This window comes from Paraglaciecola psychrophila 170, from assembly GCF_000347635.1.
In the GTDB taxonomy this organism is placed as follows: domain Bacteria; phylum Pseudomonadota; class Gammaproteobacteria; order Enterobacterales; family Alteromonadaceae; genus Paraglaciecola; species Paraglaciecola psychrophila.
The window spans coordinates 1084771-1104842 of the sequence record NC_020514.1 but is presented as its reverse complement, the minus strand read 5'-3'; the positions used below and the strand labels follow the sequence as shown (position 1 = coordinate 1104842).

Sequence of the window (20072 nt, the reverse complement as noted above, 5' to 3'; positions counted from 1 at the left end):
TTGCTTGCCAGCATCGGCAGTAGAGTTAGGCATAAGATAATCACTTTTTCCAACCTAAATATAAGGTGCCTCGTTACGAAGATGGGCATTATGAGCTTTTACAACATTGATTAATTAGCGGAACTAATTTGACATTCCCCGTCTATATCTCATGCTATTGGAGATATTGACCAAACATCAACATGCATACTACTATCCCATAAAATCAATTTTGGTTAGTTGCACACACCCCGTTTTCTTTATCTGGAGTTAATGAAATAGAAGGGTCCAAAATTCGATCCCAAATACTGCCAATCTGACTTAATTCTGGCCGAACACTGAACTTCTTAACATCACTGCTGATAACCCCATTGTTTGATTGCTCGCCAACAATAAAGTTGAAAACATAGCTACACTCTGCCCCCATACGCAAGTCAGAGAGCACGATATTCTGCTTATCCTGCTTGACTGAATAAAATCCTTTAGTGAACCATTGCAGTCGCTGCACACTCCAGTCATCTTGGATATTATCGAGCAGGTAATCTGAGGAATGATAAACATCTAAACTAACATCAGATGCCGAATCAAAAACAGATACATACCCCTCATAATACTCGCCATCCGACATCACTAATATCCGCCAAAGTAATGTGGATAGCGGTGCAGGTGAACTCAAATAATGATTAGCTTGAATTTGCCTATCGTTAAGCGCTATTGCTACTTTTTCGTCTATATAAACCTTTGCCGCCAAAGACCAGCATACATAAAGGCTACTTATGGCTATTGCAAATAGATTAATTGTCGATGCAATTGAGGGCTTAATATTGGGTAACAGAACAGCAATAAAAGCGATCAATAGAGGCAAAGTATACATAGGGTCAATGATAAACAAATTTGATACTGCAAAGGGATACTCAGTGATAGGCCATAACAATTGAGTACCGTAGACGGTGAAACTATCCAAAACAGCATGCGTAGATAAGCACAAAAAAACCAACCAAAACCAGTGTTTCTTATACACTGCAGTTGTGTGATGATAAGTCGTTATTAGCCAGACTATCAGCGGGCTGATTAGCAAGTGCACTAATAGAGAATGGCTAAAGCCGCGATGGTAAGTAAAAGCTTCTACTTCACCGCCATAAGGCATAAACACATCTAAGTCAGGTAAAGTACCTAAAATGGCACCGTAAACTGCGGCTTTTCGCCCGACTTTGTTGCCTAGTACCGCATAACCAACCGCACCTCCCAATACTACTTGTGTTAATGAATCCATACTGCCCTTGCATTCTTAACTATTATTATTATTGATTGTCTACTACGAGTTAACTATCAAGTCTAGACCAGTTAAGTCATGCATTTCTTTATCATCAATCAAAGTGGTTCCAATAACCCATCTTACACAATGATGACACTTTAGGTTTATTTTGCATCATTTGTGTTGGGCAAAATACAGCCTGCAAAAATTAAATTGACGCAAAGAATGAACTATATGTGATTTTAAATGACAAATTATTGCTTAAACTGCATTCAATATCTTGAGTCACAGCAAACTAGGAGCAGTGGTTGAACAATAAATATTTTCTTGGGTTCCGTGAATTCTTAAAACTCACAGGTCATTCATTTAAGATCAATAATTTGTCTATCGTGATCATAGATTGCCCAGATATTGTTTTCACATTCGAGCCTGATGGCGTAGTGGTAAAACGACCGTTATTGCCGCCGCGCAAGATCATCTATTCTCGGCTTAACTACGATCGCTTACTGAACTTGGGTATTCCCACCCCTTAAACATACAAACTCCACCAGACTACTGCTTAGTTTTCTGTCCGCTATCGACATTACCCCAATATTAATAATTGGGTAAAATGAACATGCATTACCCATCATTTGTTTTTTATTTTAAGCGTTATCTCTTTTTCATATATTTTATTGCTGAAAATAGATATCGCTATATGAAACCAGCTAACAACAAAAATATCGGTGTGGTAATTTCTATGGTAATCATTCACAACCTTTAGCCTTTGATTTAAATAAGAAATATACTGTTAAATAATCGATTTACAACCCAAATATCCGCAACGTCACTTAAGTATAAATAGTTGAGTAATTGTATAGAAACATTCCAAAAAAAACATCAATCCAAAGCATCGCGCTCAGCTTAATCAAAATCCATAAAAAGAGTTGTTTACGAATAAAGTTGTTCGACTATAATCCGCCCGCTAACCATTTCAAAAGTTCATCGAAAACCTCATGCGTTCAATTCTTGTTTCCATCATGGCCTTATTTTTGGCTATTTTTTTGCTGTTATTGGGCAACAGTTTACTGAGCACTCTGTTGATACTGCGCGGAATTGCAGAGGGTTTTTCAGGTAAATTTTTAGGTGTCCTTACATCAGTCTATTTTTTAGGCGCCTTCATTGCTACTTTGATGGCTTCGAAGATGATCAAGCGCATGGGTCATATCCGATGCTTTACATTCTGCACTGCCTTACTCGGCTGTTGCACGTTGGCTTATGCCTTGGTTGTTTCTCCATATGCGTGGCTGATTATTCGGTTTGCTACTGGCTTTGGCGTATTTGCTATGTATACCGTGGTCGAGAGTTGGTTAAATGGTCAAACACAAGATGACTACAGAAGCCGCGTATTTTCTATCTATACCCTTATCAACCTATTAGCTGTTGCTGCCTCCCAACAACTTCTGCTTATCGACAATGCTACTGGTTATACACTTTTCATAGTCGCTAGCCTGCTTGTCACAGCCGCAATAATGCCGATTTCTTGGACCAGACTACAACAACCCATTGTGGATGTTGATATGCCGTCTATGAGTATTCGAAAAGTATTTGATGCTGCTCCTGTTGCAGTAACGGGCTGCTTAGTGTCTGGATTGATCATGGGACCTTTTTGGGGCCTAACACCATTATTTGTGAGTGGCTTGGGTTATACCGAAAATGAACTCGCTGCCTTTATCTCACTTTCTATCCTCGGGGGTGCTTTATTGCAATATCCGGTTGGCCGTTGGTCCGATTATATGGATCGTCGACGTGTCATTTTATTTACTTTTATACTTGGCAGTCTATTGGCATTAGCTATGGCTCTGAGTGCTCAGTTTTATGTCGTTGAACGAGGTCTAATTACGGGGTTGTCAGCCATTTTTTGCGGCCTAGTATTAGCTATATACCCCATTTCAGTAGTACATCTCGTGGAACGCATCAACAAGGATCATCTAGTAGCGGGTTCCAGTTGCCTTTTGATGATCTACGGTTTGGGATCGTTTGTTGGGCCAACCATTGCTGGATTTACATTGGAGTACATGGGTGCTGGCGCACTACCCACTTATTACCTGTTCGTTTTAGCAATCTTTAGCGTGGTTCTTAGCATACAATTACTGCGTTCGCGCATTGTTGAAGTTCCAGAAGACCATGAAAGTCATTACGTCGCGATGGTTCGCACATCATCGAATGTACTGCCTATGCATCCAGAATCAGAAGAGGTTCTAGATCCAGCAGAAGAGCATCGCAGTGAAAGTCATGAACCTAATAGAGCTTGATCATCAATTTTTTTTGCTTTGTGAGTTTGGTTGCTCATCGACGGTGATTTGCGCAAGGTTTTTTTCAGGTCGATTACGTTTTCTTCAGTTCGATTAAAAGTTGTTATGTATGCTCACTTCAATTTTTAATCTAAACATAACTGAATAGTTTCTGTTTACGTTCAGCAAATTTTTATGACATCAGCAATTGAGTTCGCGGCAAAGGTGATAATTTATTTCCAAACGCTTCAACCACTCATTCAAGAAATTGTATTATTTTACTTTACGCTACAGACTAAACTCACCCTCCAGAAAATTCGAGTGTTAGAATACAAATCTATAAACATTAATAGGACAAATTATGAAATATATTATTTTAGCTGTAGTGATTGCATTGGCGATATTCTATTTTGCTAGAAGCTCAGTTAATAAAAAAGAAGCGATTGAAAATATTGCGATAGGAAAAGATTTCTTAGCAAAAAACAAAGCTAACCAAGATGTGATTCAAACGGCTTCTGGTTTGCAATATCAAGTATTACAAAAAGGTGAAGGCAGCAAACACCCAAGTGCCAGCACAACGGTAAAAGTGCATTACCATGGTACGTTATTAGACGGCACCATATTTGATAGCTCAGTAGACCGTGGTCAACCAATCAGTTTTTCTTTAAATCAAGTAATCAAAGGTTGGACCGAAGGGGTTCAATTAATGGTTGAGGGTGATAAGTTTAAATTTTTTGTTCCATCTGATTTAGGCTATGGCAACAGTTCAACGGGGAAAATAACCTCTGGTTCCTTGCTTATCTTTGAAGTTGAGCTTTTAGAGATCAGATAATGGGGCAGGTACCTGTCGATGTGATGGCTAAAAGAATGTTTTATTGAAGCTTGATTAACAATTTTCGCTAAGTACCTACACTGCTTAGAGTTCATATTGAAAGTCGCTATAGTTGCATTATCAGGTATCTCATTCACGACTGAAAAGTCGTGTGACAATAATCCTACTTATCCTACTTATCCTACTTATCCCTATATCCATACATGTTATCCGCATCAGCTGTTCATCATCAGATCGTATTCAACAATTCTAGCCGTAACAATCGCTATTTGTTAAAGTAATCTTCACATTAATCATCATGGAAACTTGCACCTATGTCTGAGCTAAATACTTTTAAAGCTTTGCTGGTAGAAGAAACAGCCAACAAACAATTTACGTTGAATATAGTCAATCGCTTGGTAAGTGACTTACCTGAGAATGATTTACTCGTTAACGTTCATTACTCTTCATTGAATTACAAAGATGCTTTATCTGCTAGTGGCAACAAACGAGTTAGCGCTCACTTTCCTCATACACCAGGTATAGATGCAGCGGGCATCGTGGTTCGCGATAATTCTGGCACATTTACCCCCGGAGATGAAGTGCTGGTATTTGGTTATGATTTGGGAATGAATACACCAGGTGGATTAGGACAGATGATATCCATCCCCGCAAAATGGGCAATTAAACGCCCAGAAAATTTATCTTTAAAAGAGGCTATGAGCTACGGAACAGGCGGTTTAACGGCGGCTCTTTGTATCCAAAAATTAGAAAAAATGGGCGCAAGCCCTGAAGATGGTCCTGTTGCAGTGACAGGCTCAACGGGTGGTGTGGGCAGTATCAGTATCGCCCTGCTCAAACAATTAGGTTACAGCGTGGTAGCTTTTTCAGGTAAACCTGAACAAACCGAGTATTTAAAGTCTATTGGTGCCGATGAAGTATTGCATCGTGATGTGCTCAACGAAGCAGCCGATTTACCGATGGGTAAAGAAAGATGGGCTCATGGAATAGATACCTTAGGGGGCGATTATCTAAGTAACCTATTAAAACAAATTAAATCTGGTGGCGGCGTATCAGCATGCGGACTCGCGGCTTCTGATTCATTTTCTTCCACTGTATTTCCGTTTATTATCAGAGGTGTATCTTTACTTGGTGTGGATTCGGTATATATCCCACTTAGCGATAAACAACATATTTGGCATCGAGTCGCCAGCGATATGAAGCTTCCAAACTTACAAAATCTATGTGAAGAAATACCATTAGAACAAACGCCAGAATATCTGAAGCGCTTTATTCAAGCTAAGGTTGTGGGTCGTTATTTGGTCAATCTAAAAAATTAGAACATTAAAAGTCACAAGGGCTAATTTGTTGTTAGCGAAAAGCAGAAGAGACACTGTATGTGTCTCTTCTGCTTTTCAACTTATAAAAGGCTGACGATTATTCTAATGTGAATGCTGAGGCTGATAGCGTGCATATATCCCAACTCAGTTTATTAATACAAACAACCTATTTACGCTTAGTACTAGCTCTACGTTTCTTTGCAAAACGCGGTTTACCTAAACCCGACAAACCTTTTGGCAACACTTCACGGCTTTGTACCACAAGTTCTTTAAGTTGCTCCTGCAGCGGGCTCATTAATTTTTTATATTGACTTCTTCCTTCGCTTATAGCAGATAGCTCAGACTCCCAACGGGCAGTCATATCCGGATACGTGGCCACATCGGGCAAAGCTTCGATCAACCCCCTGCCACTCGAAGTTGAGGTAATGGTTTTCCCCGTACGCGACAAAAAACCTCGTGAAAATAATAGTTCTATAATACCTGCTCTGGTTGCCTCGGTGCCTAAGCCGTCGGTATCGCGCAGTATTTTTCGGAGTTGGGGATCGCTAACATGAGCACTAATTCCTGTCATGGCGGCTAATAAACTTGCATCGGTATAGGCTTTAGGTGGTGAGGTATGCTTTTCTAATACTTCTGCCTGTAATGATTTAAGGTGTTGCCCAAGATTTAAACGGGGTAATAGCTGCTCTGTTTCGTTGTTGTTATCTTGGTTATGGCTTTTACTGCGCTGGATAAAGATAGACCGCCAACCGTCTTCTATCAGCTCTTTAGCCACTGCGACAAATAAACCCAAAGCAATCTCTACTTCAACGCGTACGGCATGATACTGGTGCTCACCTAAAAATTGCGCTAGATAATTTCGGCAGATTAATGCATACACCTTGGCATCGTTACCAGAAAGATGATTGCTGGTTTTTTTAGTGGGAATAATGGCATGGTGAGCATCTACTTTTTTATCATTCCAAGCTTTTGATTTGCGCTTTAAATCAAACTGGGTTTGACTAAATAGACTACCTTGTTGACCCAAATGTTGGCTATTGCTCAAAATGGCAGCGTGCACATCTTTCGCCTCAACAAAATGACTAAGAGGTAAATAACGACAATCTGAGCGAGGATACGTAATGAGTTTGTGGCGTTCATATAAACCCTGGCAAATATCCAACACCTGTTGGGCACTCAAACCAAAGGCTTTACTGGCATCTATTTGTAAAGATGACAAATTATAAGGCAGTGGCGGTGCTGGTTTTTTATGCTCACGTTTCAGTTTTTTTACTTGTGCCGGTTGCTGGCTTATGCGCCCGGCAACGTTCTGTGCTAACGCTTGGGATAAATTTCGGCCTTGCTCATCAAGGTACTTGGCACACTGCTCACTAGGTTGCCACTTAGCTTTAAAATGCTCCCCTTTTTCTGTTTCTAAGCATGCCCATACTTCATAGAATGCTTTGCTAACAAAGGCTTCTATTGCGTTATCGCGTCGCACCACTAAACCCAACAGAGGTGTTTGTACTCGGCCCACCGATAACACGCCTTTATACCCCACTTTTTGACCTTGAAGGGTGTAGGCACGAGTCAGATTTATACCGTATAACCAGTCAGCTCGAGAGCGAGCCAGAGCAGAAGTAGACAAGGGGATAAATTCTCGATTACTACGCAATTTACTTAGGGATTGCTTTACTGCAGAGGGATTTAAATCATTAATTAAACAGCGCTGAATACTGTCTTTTTTGGCGCCAGTTACCCCTAAGAAATTAATCACTTCGTCAACCAGCAACTGACCTTCCCTATCAGGATCGCCAGCGTGAATGAGTTGCTCAGCTTGCTTAACCAAGGTGCGTAACACTCCCAGTTGTTTGGCTGTATTCTTTTTCACTGCAAGCTGCCACTGCTGGGGAATAATAGGCAGATGTTCATGGTTCCACTTTTTAAAAGCTGGGTCGTAAGCCTCTGGTTGTTGTTGTTCGAGTAAATGCCCAATACACCAACTCACTGTGTCGCCATTAGCCGCAGTAATGTACCCATCACCTTTTTTATGAGGCTTGGGTAATACATCGGCAATGGCACGACCTAAACTGGGTTTTTCGGCAATAAAAAGGCGCATACAATCAATTAACGTGTTTTTTTATACAGTAGTGTGTTTTTGTTTTTTCGGCAAGGTTTTATGCTCTCTGTGACTAAAACAAAAAGCTATCTACCACAGAAATCAAAGAGGCAGCATAAACCTGGTGCCGCACACAGAGGAAAGACAAAGATCATAACTAGGTTCCATTAAATAAATGGGAACTTAGATCGTTTCAGTACTGTGTTATTTCTTTTCCTCTGTGTCCTCGTTGTCCTCGGTGGTTTAAATTCTTTTGATTTTAAGGATGCCGCGCGCAGAGAAAAAGCAAAGACTAAAGATTTTTTCTACCACAGAGGAAAGACAAAGATCATAACTAGGTTCCATTAAATAAATGGGAACTTAGATCGTTTCAGTGCTGTGTAATTTCTTTTCCTCGTTGTCCTCGGTGGTTTAAATTATTTTAATTTAGAGTGTAACAATAAGCCTTATGTCACAGCGCTTTTCTGGTGGGCATTACTACGTTAGCGAATATTAACCCTGCCACCAGCGACATTAAGATCAAGAAGGTTTCCTGGCCTATGTGATCAGTCTTGATAATATCTTGGCCTGAGATAAACGAATTCAGTCCAATATAGGTTTTTGAACCTGGAACCAACACAATCAAACCGGGCATAGCAACTATGGTAGAGGGTGCATTAGCAATACGTGAAAACATATTAGCAAACACGCCAAGTGCAAATGCACCCACAAAAGCGCCCAGCCCGTTCTCCAGAAAACCAGAGCTCCAAGTAGATGCGGAGTAAGCAATAAAGGTTGAGGTTATTGCCCAGGGCACATGTTTCATGCGAGTACGAAATATCGCGACCAAACCCACACTCAGCATAAATACACCCAGCCAGTTGACCCAAAATGGTAGTGTAGCCGCCATTGCTAGCTCTTGTTGACCAAATAATTGATAGCCCAGACTCACCCCTAAAAAAGCACCAAAATACAGTTTAAATAACTGCATACAAGCATCCATTACCCTGACGGTTCCCGAAACCATATTACGAGAAGATAATTCAGCTAATCCCATGGTTAATGACAAACCAGGCACTAATATAATTAAAGAGGAAAGAATAATCAGCCAGATGTTCAATCCTGATGCTGAATAATGGTTAATAGCACACGCCACGAGGCCTACAGTAAAAGAAGCCACAGGCTCCAACATTAAGCTAACCCGTTTTGAACGCAGTGCCCATAAAGTCCACATGTAGACCATAAAGCCCAACAAACCAGAATATATAATTTCCGACCAACCTGCTCCCATCAGCATGGCGAATGCGCTGGTAGACAAGCTAAAAGCCATGCCTGTTAGACTTTTACCATAAGGGCTGGGCATTGCATCAATTTCAGTCAATTGCTTATCAGCTTCCATAAGCGATATTTGACCTGACAGTAATTCATGTGCCAATTCGTCAGTCCGAGACAAAGAATTCATGTCTAGTTCACCCGGTTGCATGCGCGCAGAATGGTTATATTCATCTTCATGGTGATCACTCCACAGCACAATCGTTAAAGTGGTAGGTGTAGAGTTAAAAGATGCATGCAAGCCAAAATGCGTAGCAATTTCAGTTAAATAGGCTTCCAAACGAAACGATGGTGAACCGTACTTGTGCAACATTTTACCCAGTTTAAGGATAAAACGACGTATTTGAATAAACTCTAACTTGTCCATTTCTCTACTACTACTTTAAAAATTAGCTAATGCCGAGGGATGCTGTAAACCCCAAATGCATATACAACGGTGATAATCAAGGCGCGGATTCTATTGATAGAACGCACTAGGCACAACGAACATTTCTTGACCATTTAGATTAGAATAACTAATGAATAAACTTCACTCTAGAAAGACTTTATAACAACATTTCCTTAACAAAAAATAGTCTTAATCCTTCGCTATAAAATAGTAGCTGACCGCATCGTATTTCTTGGCATAGTCAATACAAATTATCAACTGCTGCCACCATCATATTCTGGATTTCCATAACTAAAGACTAACTAGATTTGATTTTTTAAGACAACGTTCATTCGATAGGTTTACAATAATATAAGTTAAGTGATGTAAAAACATGGATGGGTCTTAACCATAATGAAGTATGCGATTCAGGTCTGTTAACAATAGATACAAAACATATCCAACATTAAAACCTATTAAGCTCCAGAAATTTGCAGACTTGGATGACTAAAATTTACAATTTTCTGTTTCCAACAATACCGAAATGAGTAAGTTGCAGTCCATTGAAATGCCACTTTTATGCCCATTTGTATTACTTGCTTAAAAAGAAGATGTTGATGTTAACTGTTGGCGGTAATATATCTACGCAGTTGAGTGTAAGCCTGCAATATTGATTGAGAGACGTCAATCCTGCCTCCTTTATCGGGGTGGTTTTCATGCTGTAGTTTTCGATACTGCTGCTTAAGCTCAGATAAGTTCATATCCTTTAACGAATCAATTTTCATGGTAATACAGGCTCGATTGAGTTCTGCCCCAGATATACTGGTATGTAAATCAGCCCCTGCCATTTTTTGCCAAAAGCTGTCTAACAAGGTTGCAACGTCATATTCATTGGTAGAGCTTAAATTACTCCAATCTAAGTAGTAGTTAGCAAGCGGGTCTTCTGTTCGAATATTGGCCTCAGACTCCAAAATAGGGAGTAAGGTAATACGCGTCAGCCCAATGTCTAGCTGCCCTATTTTTTTTTCGCGCCATTTATTCTTCAACAGATAAAGGCAGTTAAACAACACAAAATGTGTTTGAAACATCGCCAAAGCGTCACCCAGAGCATTTTCATCGAAGACTAAATAAGGCGGACTTTTCAAGGCATTGATCAGGTCATACTCCCTGATCCCCCTTTCAAACTCTGGTCGGAAGGTAACAAGTGCATCGTGTAATAATGTTTGTTGTTCGTTAAGGGCGTGTTGCAATCAATTCTCCCCATCAAACTTTGTATGGTAACGTTCATTTATCTAAAGACTCTGGTTGCATATGGCGACCCCATTCTGTCGTATTCACTATAAAAATCGGTAGCGATAGTTTCACTTGCAAACCCAGAAGTGAACAAAGCATACACCATAATTTCAACCATAACTGTGGTGTTTTATTTGTATCCATGAAGTCAAAATATTGCCTATGTCCACATCACATCATGCTTTCAAATTGCGGCTAAGCAATGAGAAATACAATGAGTATAAAAAGCATAAAGCCAATACCTGTTGGGTGCAATAGGCGCTGAAGTGGTGGGGTGTAGGTTTTATTAACTGACAGTTAGAAAACACTTATAAGTAAAAATACCCAAACGACTGTTAATAGAAAATGGGGCAGCAATCCATGGCATAGGTTGCTTATGGCTCTTAAGCCAGTCGATAATAATTGGAAATCTGTGAATTTAAGGTCTTAAGTAGTATGTCCCGGACTCAATGAAACAAAAACCCGCTTTTAAGCGGGTTTCAAATAAACGAATTAAATCTGCAGATGGGAAGCTGAGATAAAAACTTTAGAGTCTAAATATTGGCAGCTTACTAATATTTAGCCAAGGCTCGCAGCCTTCTTGTAAGCAGCGCGCTCTTGGACTTTTGCCAAATAAGCCAAAGTTTTACCTCTGCCTTTTAGCAAGCCAAGACTAGCTGCAATTTCTAACATGATTTGCATCATAATATCGGCTGCTGTGAATTCATCCCCTGCAAAATAATCGCGCTCAGCCAATGTGGATTCAATATAGCCAAAGTCTAAAGCAACTTCTTTAGCAATATAACCGTCCATCTTTTGGTCGCCGCTGCGCGTTTCCATGCTCATAAATAAGGTAAACATCACGGGCAATGCCAACGAACCTTCGGCAAAGTGTGACCATTCTAAATATTGATAATATTCTTTGGTGCCTTTTTCGGGTCGTAAGCGTTTTTCAACGTCTTGATCTAAAATATATTCCATTATTGTACTGGACTCGCACAAGGTAATGTCACCGTCAACAATAATGGGCGCTTTACTCAGTGAATGAACTGCTTTCAAACTTGCAGGTGCTAAATTGGTTTGTGCATCACGTAGATGATCAACTCGTTGGTAAGGCATTTCAAGCTCTTCTAACAACCACAATACGCGTTTAGAACGAGACTTATTTAAATGGCGTACTGTTAACATAATATTTCTCTTTAAAATTCGTTATCAATTACAATTCGTCAGGACCGACGCGCATCACAAGCTTGCCGAAGTTTTTGCCTTCCAATAAACCGATGAAAGACTCAACTGTATTTTCTAAGCCTTTGACTAAGTCCTCACGATAAGTGATTTTCTCTTCTTTTAACCACTGCGACATCTCTTGTCTAAATTCATTATATCGATGACCATAATCATCAAAAACAATAAAGCCCTGCATCCTAATACGCTTGAATAGTAGGTTACCCATCAGCATAAACATACGGTCTGGTCCTTGCGGCAAATCAATCGCATTGTATTGAGAAATCAATCCACATACTGGCACGCGTGCACAAGTCTTTAATAGCGGCAGCACCGCATCAAACACTTTGCCACCGACATTTTCAAAGTAAACATCTATACCGGCATCGCAGGCCTTAGCTAATTGCTGCCCTAAATCTGCTGATTTATGGTTTAAGCAAATATCAAACCCCAAATCTTCTACAGCTGAACGGCACTTTTCATCGGTACCAGCGATACCCACTACTTTGCAGCCTTTTAGCTTGGCAATTTGACCAACCAAACTTCCTACCGCACCCGTCGCCGCCGCAACAACAACCGTTTCGCCAGCTTTGGGTTGACCAATATCCAGCAACCCCATATAAGCAGTTAAACCTGGCATTCCCATTACACCTAAAGCATAAGAAGGTTGAGTGGGATTTTTGCCTAGTTTTAATAGGTTGACGCCATCGGAAATAGCATAATCTTGCCAACCCGAAGATGAAACAACCCACTCCCCTAAGCTATAGTCAGGATGATTCGATTCTTCTACGCGGCAAACCGTACCACCGAGCATGACGGCATCAATGGCGACAGGTTCTGCGTAGGACTTGGCATCATTCATGCGACCGCGCATGTAAGGATCAAGGGATAAGAAAACCGTACGTAATAAAACCTCCCCAGACTGCGGGCTTGGCTTGTTACTTTCTACAAAATTAAAGTTACCTAACGTTGGCGCACCCACCGGACGATTCGCTAAGGTCCACTGTCGATTAACCTGCACACTTTGAACCGACGAATGATGTTGATTTACATTTGTCATACTAGCTGTCCTATCACCGAATTAAATTAAAGTGCAGTGACTAATATTTCTCGGCTGATATCAGGTGTAACGGCGCTATGTTCACCTAACTTCACCATACCGTGTTGCGTTAGTTTTTCGACTAACAAATCAATATCCCCTGCACCTAAATCAACATGGGATAAACGAGTGGGCACTTGCATCTTTTCGAAAAATTGCTCAGTTAATTCGATAGCACGATCGATACGTGAATCTTCATCCCCCTCTGTCACATTCCAGACGCGTTCAGCGTACTGTAATAATTTTCCACGTTTTGCTTCTTTACGTATTTTCATCACAGCAGGTAATACTATGGATAAAGTACGTGCATGGTCGATGCCGTGGGTACCGGTTAGTTCATGACCAATCATGTGAGTTGTCCAATCTTGCGGCACACCGGCTCCAATTAAACCATTAAGCGCCATCGTTGCTGCCCACATAATATTGCCACGCACTTCTAGATCTTTAGACGTTTCAGGGGCCAATGCTTTTGGTCCTTCTTCGATTAGAGTTAACAATAGTCCTTCAGCAAAACGGTCTTGCACCTTGGCGTTTACGCTATAGGTAAGGTACTGCTCCATTGTGTGCACAAACGCATCCACAGCACCGTTACCGATTTGACGGTCGGATAATGAAAGTGTTACCGCAGGGTCGAGTATCGCAAAAATAGGACGAACCAGTGGGCTTGAGAAGGGTAGCTTATTGCCATTGCGGGTCACTACCGCACCAGTATTTGACTCAGAACCGGTTGCTGGCAAAGTAAGTACACAAGCAAGTGGCAACGCTTTGGTTATGCGTACTTGTTTGCTCACTATATCCCAAGGCTCTTCACCTTCGTACAACGCCACGGCTGCGATAAACTTAGAACCATCAACCACCGAACCACCGCCAACAGCTAAAATAAAGTCGATATTATTTTCTTTAATAATATCTTGTGCCTTCATTAACGTATCGTAACTTGGGTTTGGCTCGATGCCAGAGAATTCAAACCACGTATGCTTGGCGAGAGCTGCAACAACTTGATCATAAACGCCGTTACTTTTGATTGAACCGCCGCCGTAAGTTACTAACACTTTTGCATCGATTGGGATCTGCTTACTTAGTGAAGCTATCTGACCTTCACCAAATTGAATTCGGGTGGTATTTTGAAAGCTAAAATTTAACATTAATATTATTCCTCATTATTTAAAAATTAAGCTAGAGCGACTAATTTTGACTCGCAAGATTTGGCCCATCATTAACAGGACATTCTGAATCGCAAAAGCTTTCCAATCAGCAATCTCTTGATCATCAGCAGCGCACTCAAATCATTTATCTGTGAGATAAAAGGTACGATGTTGATCAACTGCAATACATCTTCTTCATTATTCTTAAAACTCTTTACCGTTTTCCTTGATAACAAACTCACCAGAAACATTTCAGGTGTCCAAAAACGCATCCGCTGCATAACATACTGAGACCAATAGTTTGTCGCAGAACAAAACATGCTCAATCAAAAAAATTAAAAAATTACGTTACGTCGACTCACCTAAATCATTCACGACTAAATCGAGTAATTGCATAAGCTGCTTCACTTGGGCACTGTCGATACTATTAAACTTACAGCTTATTTTATTTGGAATGTTAACTGCGTCTAACTTTAAGGCCAATCCTTGTTGAGTTAGCTGTACCAGCCGTTTGCGCTTGTCTTGTTGCTGCTTGACTATATTAAGTAAACTTTTGTCGTCCATTTTCTTTAAAATCTGTGTCATGGCACCACCATCAATCGCCGTTTTTTCCACAAGCTGAGCAATCGTAATTTTGTCTTGTTCCCATAGGGCCATCATAACGACATATTGTGGGTAGGTTAAATTGAGCTCACTTAATAACTCACGATAAGCACGAACAATGCTGTTTGATGCCATATATAAACGATGGCATAGCTGGTTTTTAAGTTTTAATTGGTTAATCGACATGTGTACTCCTTAAAATACATATTAGTTTGCACGCAAAGTATTTGCAATGAGTATTTATTTGATATATTGTTTTGCATGCAAACTAAATACCCCTTACTTGATAACAATTACTTTGGAGTTTCTTATGACTGTATTACAAAACGTTGCTTACACCGCAAAAGCAACTGCCACAGGTGGCCGCGAAGGCACCGCAAAATCGAATGATGACCGTTTAAACGTGACACTATCTACGCCCAAAGGTTTAGGCGGTGACGATGGACAAGGTACCAATCCTGAGCAATTATTTGCTGCAGGTTATGCGGCTTGTTTTATTGGTGCACTTAAATTTGTTGCCGGTCAAGAAAAGACTAGTTTACCAAGCGACACCCATATCAATTCAGAGGTATCAATTGGTGCCATTGACGGCGGTTTTGGTATTGCGGTTAAACTAGAGATATCATTAGGTGATATGGATAAAGCACAAGCTCAAACCATGGTAGACAAGGCCCACAAAGTTTGTCCTTATTCAAACGCGACGCGTGGCAATATTGAAGTGACACTTTCGGTAATTTAACACCTCAATATATAAGCATTAAAAACACGCATTTTTAATTAAACGCGTGTTTTTTGTGTTTATAAAATGTCGCTGAGGACAGCCTACTGAGACTTACATCTTAAGTCGATAGTATTTATAAACATCCTTGGAACAGTAATTTTCTGCAGCATAAAAAAATCTGGTAAACAATCGTCATCAATAAAATCAGCCGCCGGATCAAACCCTAAAATACCCAGTGCACCTGTATAAATTGAGGTACATCATATCAGCCGAAAAACTAACAAATCGCCAGCGACTATTATATTTTTAACCTTTAATGGTTAAGTACAGCTCTAATAGCCTCTTTTTTCCAAAATTGGATCTCACTGTCACCATGCTCAACTAACAAACTAAAGGTTTTCTGTGCGATGACTTTTCCATCACACGCAATCACCATTCGCCAATCTCCGATCTTATCGTGTATCGGTGCCCAAACTGTGTCACCTAAGTAAAATTCCCAATCATTATTTCGCACATACACCACACCTTGGAATGGTGGCATTGTCTCTCCACTCTCATCAGGCACGTCAGGGTGGAAGATAGTCCAATCTAGTCGTTTTCCTTTAGATTTTTTAGCCTTGAGAATAAAACCAAATTCAATTTCTAATTGTGTAGGGATATTTGTAGTAAAGGTTTTGATTTTTGGAAGGCTTTTACTTTTTTCATCCCAGTTTTCGTAAATACCATAACTGCTGATTTCAAAAAACATACGTAACTTAGACAATGACACTCCTACTAAAACGATATTTTTTCAGGATTATAATAAAGCAATAAAAAGGCAGAGTGACTTTAAATATCACTAATTTAAGCTAACTATCATAATGGTAAATACTAGCCGCTAGATGCAAGTAAATAGCTATAAACCAATAACGTGATAGATTCTGTGGCATTTCATTTACTCGCGGCGCTCGACAGTTGGGTGTTCTGGCGTTCATGTTTTTAATTTGAGTAAAGCACTGTGTCTATTAGCCAATCTTATAGATATTTAACTCGGCGCATCAAGGGTCACTTTATTTTCAAATTATAGTATTGTTTATTGTACATATTTTAAGGAGACCCTGAAGACACCGCCCCTGTTACTGGTTGTCAGCTTTGAGAGCGGTATTAATTGCTAGCCACTCTTGTTGTTCGTGAGGTTCAATTTTTGAAGCGTCGATTTCTGTAGCTAATACTTTAGCCTTATCTAATTCCATTTGCTGAATATAAAAAAAAGCCAAGATGATTTTGGCATGATTTATAGTTGAATCTCGAGCATCTTTTTTGGCATGAGCAAGTGCATTTATAAAACTTAATTCCGCCAACTCAGGTTGACCGGTTGCTTTATACATATTACCGACATGTTCATGTAAGACTGCAACTTGTTGTTCAACCCCTAATTCTATTGCACATTTTAACGATTTTTTATAATAGGTTATTGCCTTGTCATAGTTCTTTAAAAATTTATGTACATGACCAAGGTTGCCGTAAAGTTCCAATTTTAAATACAGATCTCTGCTGTTTTGAAATTCACGATCTATTCGCTCTAATAAAGCTAACGATTGATCATATTGTTTCAAACTGTGCATCAGATTTGCAATACTTATAATACGCATAGGACTGTAAAATGATTGATTTACTTGCTGTAAGTTTTCTAAAGACCGCGTTAAAAGTGTTTTTGCCCGCACCTCATTTCCATCAATAAGATAGAGTTTTGCTTGGTATATATTCAGATGGATTGAGAACATCGGAGGGAGTTTAAGATTGTCATTAAATATACTGAGCTGGTGTTTTAATAACGTAAACTCCTTAATTGTCATTAGGGAGTCTAACTGCATAAGTTTCAAGCTGTACCATTGTATTGAGTTGGGTTTAACATTCCCCAACTCTTCAGTTACCCATGAGAGGCATTTTTTTGATGGCATATCACAAGCACTACTAATAGTATCGTTTTGCGCGAATATAGAAGAAGATGGCCAACAAGCCGCAATTAAAAACAAATAAAAAACACGAATAATCATCTGGTAATTCTAGTGCCTCGTTTAGCTGGTGTTAATAAAACCAATTAAGTACTTTAGCAAAATTTGTTTTAACTAATATATATCTTTTAAAATTTTTACGGGACCCTACTGGTTGCAATGCCCTTCACTAAACAAAGAAATATAACAGGTTTGAATAAGGCAATTTATCATTGCTAGAAAAGTGGAGTACAGTATTTGATAAATGTGCAACTTCCAAACTCTTCCCAAAACACTTCGTTCTCGAAAGCATGCTCTGCCGGCTCGTCCAAAATTTGGCTTTCAAGACCCACCCTTACGACAGTTACATGAGATAAATTTGGATCAGAACAACATTTTTTATGACATCGTCTTCTAATATTTTTATGCACAATGCTATTTTTAAGTAACTCAGTTCAAGTGGTATCCCGATTAAATCTGCTTGCAGGTTTTTTTATATGTAATTATTGTTCTTTAAAAGACACGTCTATTGGAGGAGATTTTGAATCTCAAACACAATTTAAAAATCATAAGTGCCTTGGGGCTAGTATTGATGTTGATGTCATGTGGTAAAAATGACACAGCAACTTTAGAAATAGCGGCAGAATGTCTTTTAGCGGATATGGTACTTCACAATACAAAAATTTATACCGCACATGACGCACAGTTGACAGCTGAAGCAACAGCAGTGCTTGGAGATAAAATTATATTTGTGGGATCAAATGCCGATGCTGCCAAATACATGTGCGGTGATGCGCAAATAATGGATATGGCAGGAAAATATGTGTATGCAGGTTTCACCGACAGTCACCAGCACTTAGAAGGTGTTGGGCAGCGTCCAAAAACATTGAGCCTGTTTGGTATTGCAACACTAAAAGAAACGGTTGATGCCATTAAAGCATTTGCCGTCAATGTGCCTAAGAATGAATGGGTTCAGGGCCGAGGATGAGTTGAACAGCAATAGACCTACAACAAAAGGTTTCTCACAAAACATGGCGTGGATCCGTTTACCACCGATAAACCACTTTTTTATGCCAAGTGCAGAGGGCGTTTCAGCACGGGTTAACGCCAAGACACAACAGCTTGCCGGCATAATCAAAGAGTATCTAGGCCCCAGTGGGAGAAAATTTGAGCGTGATGCAGACGGTACACCAAACAGCTATATTCTTGCCACTGCCATGAATATTTCCGGGATATCATGCCTCCAAAAACACAGGACTATAAAAAAGGTAGCTTAGTGCAAGGCATGTATGAAAACGCTAAGGTGGGTTGAACCAATACCCAAGTGGCGGGTATGCCCTACGTTAACGTTGACATCATCAAAGAGATTCACACAACAGGAAATATGCTACCCGTAGTTATGCACCGGAAAATGTCATAGTGGCATCGATAATGCTTGAACGCGGCCGCGAAACAACGGCTGATAACATGTTCGATTGGCGCGGTATTAAAGTATATGTTTATAGCACACTTGGTTCACGCGGAGCCGCCCGTCTTGAAAATCATGCGGATGCTGATCACCAGGGGTTTATGAATCGCACGACCGAAGAAGAGCTTGGCCCAATTTTACGCGAAGCACTTAGAAAAGGTATTCAGATCGAAACCCACATAATTGGCGATCGAGCACTGCGTACATTTTTAGATTAGTACGAAGAGGCATTTAATGCGGTACCAAAATCGGAATGGGCGATGGCTGAACCTTGTGGGAGACTTGAACACGCACAAATCTTTCCGCCCAAAGACCAATAGCGTTTAGTTAGCCTGAGTATTCTTGTGTCTATGCAACCCAGTCACGGGATTGGTGATCTAAACTTTGCCCCCGATAGACTTGGCGCTGAGCGCCTAAGCCATGCCTACCCATGGCAGCATTGATTGACCGTGGTTTGATGATATTGGGTGGATCTGGTGCGCCAGTAGAACTGGGGGACCCACGGATTGAATTTTATGCGGTAGTTGCTCAAAAAAGGCTTGATGGGTCATCCGCCGAAGAGTGGCACCCAGAACTTGCAGTAACTCGTGAAGCCGCCCTTAAAATGTTCACAATATGGCCTGCTTATAGTGCATTTCAAGAAAATATTCGTGGCTTTGTAGAAGTGGGCAAATATGCCGACTTTACAATATTTGACCGAGATTGGCTTAGCATCCCAGAAGCAGAAATTTTGACCTCAGAAAACCTAATGACCATCGTAGGTGAAAAAATCACGTATCAAAAATAGAAGATAAACAAAAAGGAAGAATACACAATCCCCCCACCCTAGAGTACAACTTTGAAAACGACAGTGAGTAGATAAAAGTATCTAATCGTTGCTAAAAAAAGTGGTCTGAGCCAATTATGATTATGACATAAGCCACCTTACTCACCCATAAGTCCTATATTTGATGGGCATAAGTTGTCTGGGGAAATGACTCTTTGTGACACAGCATCATCTGCGCATCGTCAAATGGGGAAACCTGCATTAAGCATGTGTTCGCTTAACAATTGGCTTTTGTTGATATTCTGAAACGCATCAAATTGGGCAAATAGTTTACCTGGAAAATTAGACTCTCACTCTAACTCTAACT

General features: G+C 40.2%; 18 protein-coding genes. 8 read left to right on the top strand and 10 right to left on the bottom strand.

What is annotated here, in order from left to right:
• Positions 1-205: 205 nt before the first annotated feature.
• Complete coding sequence (locus C427_RS04800) at positions 206-1252, bottom strand: metal-dependent hydrolase (protein ID WP_007636918.1); 1047 nt, start codon at positions 1250-1252, stop codon at positions 206-208.
• 290 nt (positions 1253-1542) lie between these two features.
• Between C427_RS04800 and C427_RS26195 the strand changes: the two genes are divergently transcribed.
• From C427_RS26195 to C427_RS04785, 4 genes are all read left to right on the top strand, one after another.
• Entirely contained in the window at positions 1543-1767 is a 225-nt protein-coding gene (locus C427_RS26195) for a hypothetical protein (RefSeq protein ID WP_162471182.1), read from the top strand.
• A 462-nt stretch (positions 1768-2229) separates the two neighbouring features.
• Positions 2230-3528, top strand: coding sequence for an MFS transporter (locus tag C427_RS04795; RefSeq protein ID WP_007636912.1), 1299 nt, complete (start codon positions 2230-2232; stop codon positions 3526-3528).
• 340 nt (positions 3529-3868) lie between these two features.
• A complete protein-coding gene (locus C427_RS04790; protein WP_007636908.1) occupies positions 3869-4339 on the top strand; it encodes an FKBP-type peptidyl-prolyl cis-trans isomerase in 471 nt (156 codons plus the stop codon).
• A 314-nt stretch (positions 4340-4653) separates the two neighbouring features.
• Positions 4654-5658, top strand: a complete 1005-nt coding sequence (locus tag C427_RS04785; protein WP_007636906.1) for a YhdH/YhfP family quinone oxidoreductase — start codon at positions 4654-4656, stop codon at positions 5656-5658.
• 166 nt (positions 5659-5824) lie between these two features.
• On the opposite strand, the gene C427_RS04780 is transcribed toward C427_RS04785, so the two are convergent.
• From C427_RS04780 to C427_RS04750, 7 genes are all read right to left on the bottom strand, one after another.
• Positions 5825-7756 carry a DNA topoisomerase III gene (locus tag C427_RS04780; protein ID WP_007636905.1) on the bottom strand — a complete coding sequence of 644 codons (1932 nt, stop codon included), beginning with the start codon at positions 7754-7756 and terminating at the stop codon, positions 5825-5827.
• A gap of 451 nt (positions 7757-8207) precedes the next feature.
• Positions 8208-9434 carry a threonine/serine exporter family protein gene (locus tag C427_RS04775; protein WP_007636903.1) on the bottom strand — a complete coding sequence of 409 codons (1227 nt, stop codon included), beginning with the start codon at positions 9432-9434 and terminating at the stop codon, positions 8208-8210.
• Between the two features lie 620 nt (positions 9435-10054).
• The gene (locus C427_RS04770) at positions 10055-10684 is read right to left on the bottom strand and encodes a DNA-J related domain-containing protein (protein ID WP_007636901.1); all 630 of its coding nucleotides are present in this window, start codon (positions 10682-10684) and stop codon (positions 10055-10057) included.
• A 601-nt stretch (positions 10685-11285) separates the two neighbouring features.
• On the bottom strand, positions 11286-11894 hold the full coding sequence (locus C427_RS04765; RefSeq protein WP_007636897.1) for a glutathione S-transferase family protein: 609 nt from the start codon (positions 11892-11894) through the stop codon (positions 11286-11288).
• A gap of 28 nt (positions 11895-11922) precedes the next feature.
• Positions 11923-12990, bottom strand: coding sequence for an NADP-dependent oxidoreductase (locus tag C427_RS04760; protein WP_007636895.1), 1068 nt, complete (start codon positions 12988-12990; stop codon positions 11923-11925).
• A 26-nt stretch (positions 12991-13016) separates the two neighbouring features.
• On the bottom strand, positions 13017-14174 hold the full coding sequence (locus C427_RS04755) for an iron-containing alcohol dehydrogenase (protein ID WP_007636894.1): 1158 nt from the start codon (positions 14172-14174) through the stop codon (positions 13017-13019).
• 348 nt (positions 14175-14522) lie between these two features.
• Positions 14523-14963 carry a MarR family winged helix-turn-helix transcriptional regulator gene (locus tag C427_RS04750; protein ID WP_007636891.1) on the bottom strand — a complete coding sequence of 147 codons (441 nt, stop codon included), beginning with the start codon at positions 14961-14963 and terminating at the stop codon, positions 14523-14525.
• A 124-nt stretch (positions 14964-15087) separates the two neighbouring features.
• Here C427_RS04750 and C427_RS04745 point away from each other — a divergent pair, with 124 nt between their 5' ends.
• Entirely contained in the window at positions 15088-15516 is a 429-nt protein-coding gene (locus C427_RS04745) for an organic hydroperoxide resistance protein (protein WP_007636882.1), read from the top strand.
• A gap of 295 nt (positions 15517-15811) precedes the next feature.
• Here C427_RS04745 and C427_RS04740 read toward each other — a convergent pair whose 3' ends face one another.
• Both C427_RS04740 and C427_RS04735 read right to left on the bottom strand, forming a co-directional pair.
• Positions 15812-16261, bottom strand: a complete 450-nt coding sequence (locus C427_RS04740) for a DUF3859 domain-containing protein (protein WP_015430492.1) — start codon at positions 16259-16261, stop codon at positions 15812-15814.
• Between the two features lie 352 nt (positions 16262-16613).
• Positions 16614-17534: a tetratricopeptide repeat protein gene (locus tag C427_RS04735; RefSeq protein ID WP_007636878.1), complete on the bottom strand. Its 921-nt coding sequence runs from the start codon at positions 17532-17534 to the stop codon at positions 16614-16616.
• A 478-nt stretch (positions 17535-18012) separates the two neighbouring features.
• Here C427_RS04735 and C427_RS27075 point away from each other — a divergent pair, with 478 nt between their 5' ends.
• The 3 genes from C427_RS27075 (at position 18013) to C427_RS27065 (ending at position 19726) form a co-directional block, all read left to right on the top strand.
• Positions 18013-18459, top strand: coding sequence for an amidohydrolase family protein (locus tag C427_RS27075; RefSeq protein WP_015430491.1), 447 nt, complete (start codon positions 18013-18015; stop codon positions 18457-18459).
• A 443-nt stretch (positions 18460-18902) separates the two neighbouring features.
• On the top strand, positions 18903-19157 hold the full coding sequence (locus C427_RS27070; protein ID WP_015430490.1) for an amidohydrolase: 255 nt from the start codon (positions 18903-18905) through the stop codon (positions 19155-19157).
• 212 nt (positions 19158-19369) lie between these two features.
• Positions 19370-19726, top strand: a complete 357-nt coding sequence (locus C427_RS27065; RefSeq protein ID WP_015430489.1) for an amidohydrolase family protein — start codon at positions 19370-19372, stop codon at positions 19724-19726.
• Positions 19727-20072 lie beyond the last annotated feature (346 nt).

Excerpts from the sequence above, each read along its gene's own strand:
- C427_RS04800 (WP_007636918.1), bottom strand. The coding sequence starts at position 1,252 with ATGGATTCATTAACACAAGTAGTATTGGGAGGTGCGGTTGGTTATGCG.
- C427_RS04795 (WP_007636912.1), top strand. The coding sequence starts at position 2,230 with ATGCGTTCAATTCTTGTTTCCATCATGGCCTTATTTTTGGCTATTTTT.
- C427_RS04790 (WP_007636908.1), top strand. The coding sequence starts at position 3,869 with ATGAAATATATTATTTTAGCTGTAGTGATTGCATTGGCGATATTCTAT.
- C427_RS04785 (WP_007636906.1), top strand. The coding sequence starts at position 4,654 with ATGTCTGAGCTAAATACTTTTAAAGCTTTGCTGGTAGAAGAAACAGCC.
- C427_RS04780 (WP_007636905.1), bottom strand. The coding sequence starts at position 7,756 with ATGCGCCTTTTTATTGCCGAAAAACCCAGTTTAGGTCGTGCCATTGCC.
- C427_RS04775 (WP_007636903.1), bottom strand. The coding sequence starts at position 9,434 with ATGGACAAGTTAGAGTTTATTCAAATACGTCGTTTTATCCTTAAACTG.
- C427_RS04765 (WP_007636897.1), bottom strand. The coding sequence starts at position 11,894 with ATGTTAACAGTACGCCATTTAAATAAGTCTCGTTCTAAACGCGTATTG.
- C427_RS04760 (WP_007636895.1), bottom strand. The coding sequence starts at position 12,990 with ATGACAAATGTAAATCAACATCATTCGTCGGTTCAAAGTGTGCAGGTT.
- C427_RS04755 (WP_007636894.1), bottom strand. The coding sequence starts at position 14,174 with ATGTTAAATTTTAGCTTTCAAAATACCACCCGAATTCAATTTGGTGAA.
- C427_RS04750 (WP_007636891.1), bottom strand. The coding sequence starts at position 14,963 with ATGTCGATTAACCAATTAAAACTTAAAAACCAGCTATGCCATCGTTTA.
- C427_RS04745 (WP_007636882.1), top strand. The coding sequence starts at position 15,088 with ATGACTGTATTACAAAACGTTGCTTACACCGCAAAAGCAACTGCCACA.
- C427_RS04735 (WP_007636878.1), bottom strand. The coding sequence starts at position 17,534 with ATGATTATTCGTGTTTTTTATTTGTTTTTAATTGCGGCTTGTTGGCCA.
- C427_RS27070 (WP_015430490.1), top strand. The coding sequence starts at position 18,903 with ATGCTTGAACGCGGCCGCGAAACAACGGCTGATAACATGTTCGATTGG.
- C427_RS27065 (WP_015430489.1), top strand. The coding sequence starts at position 19,370 with ATGGCAGCATTGATTGACCGTGGTTTGATGATATTGGGTGGATCTGGT.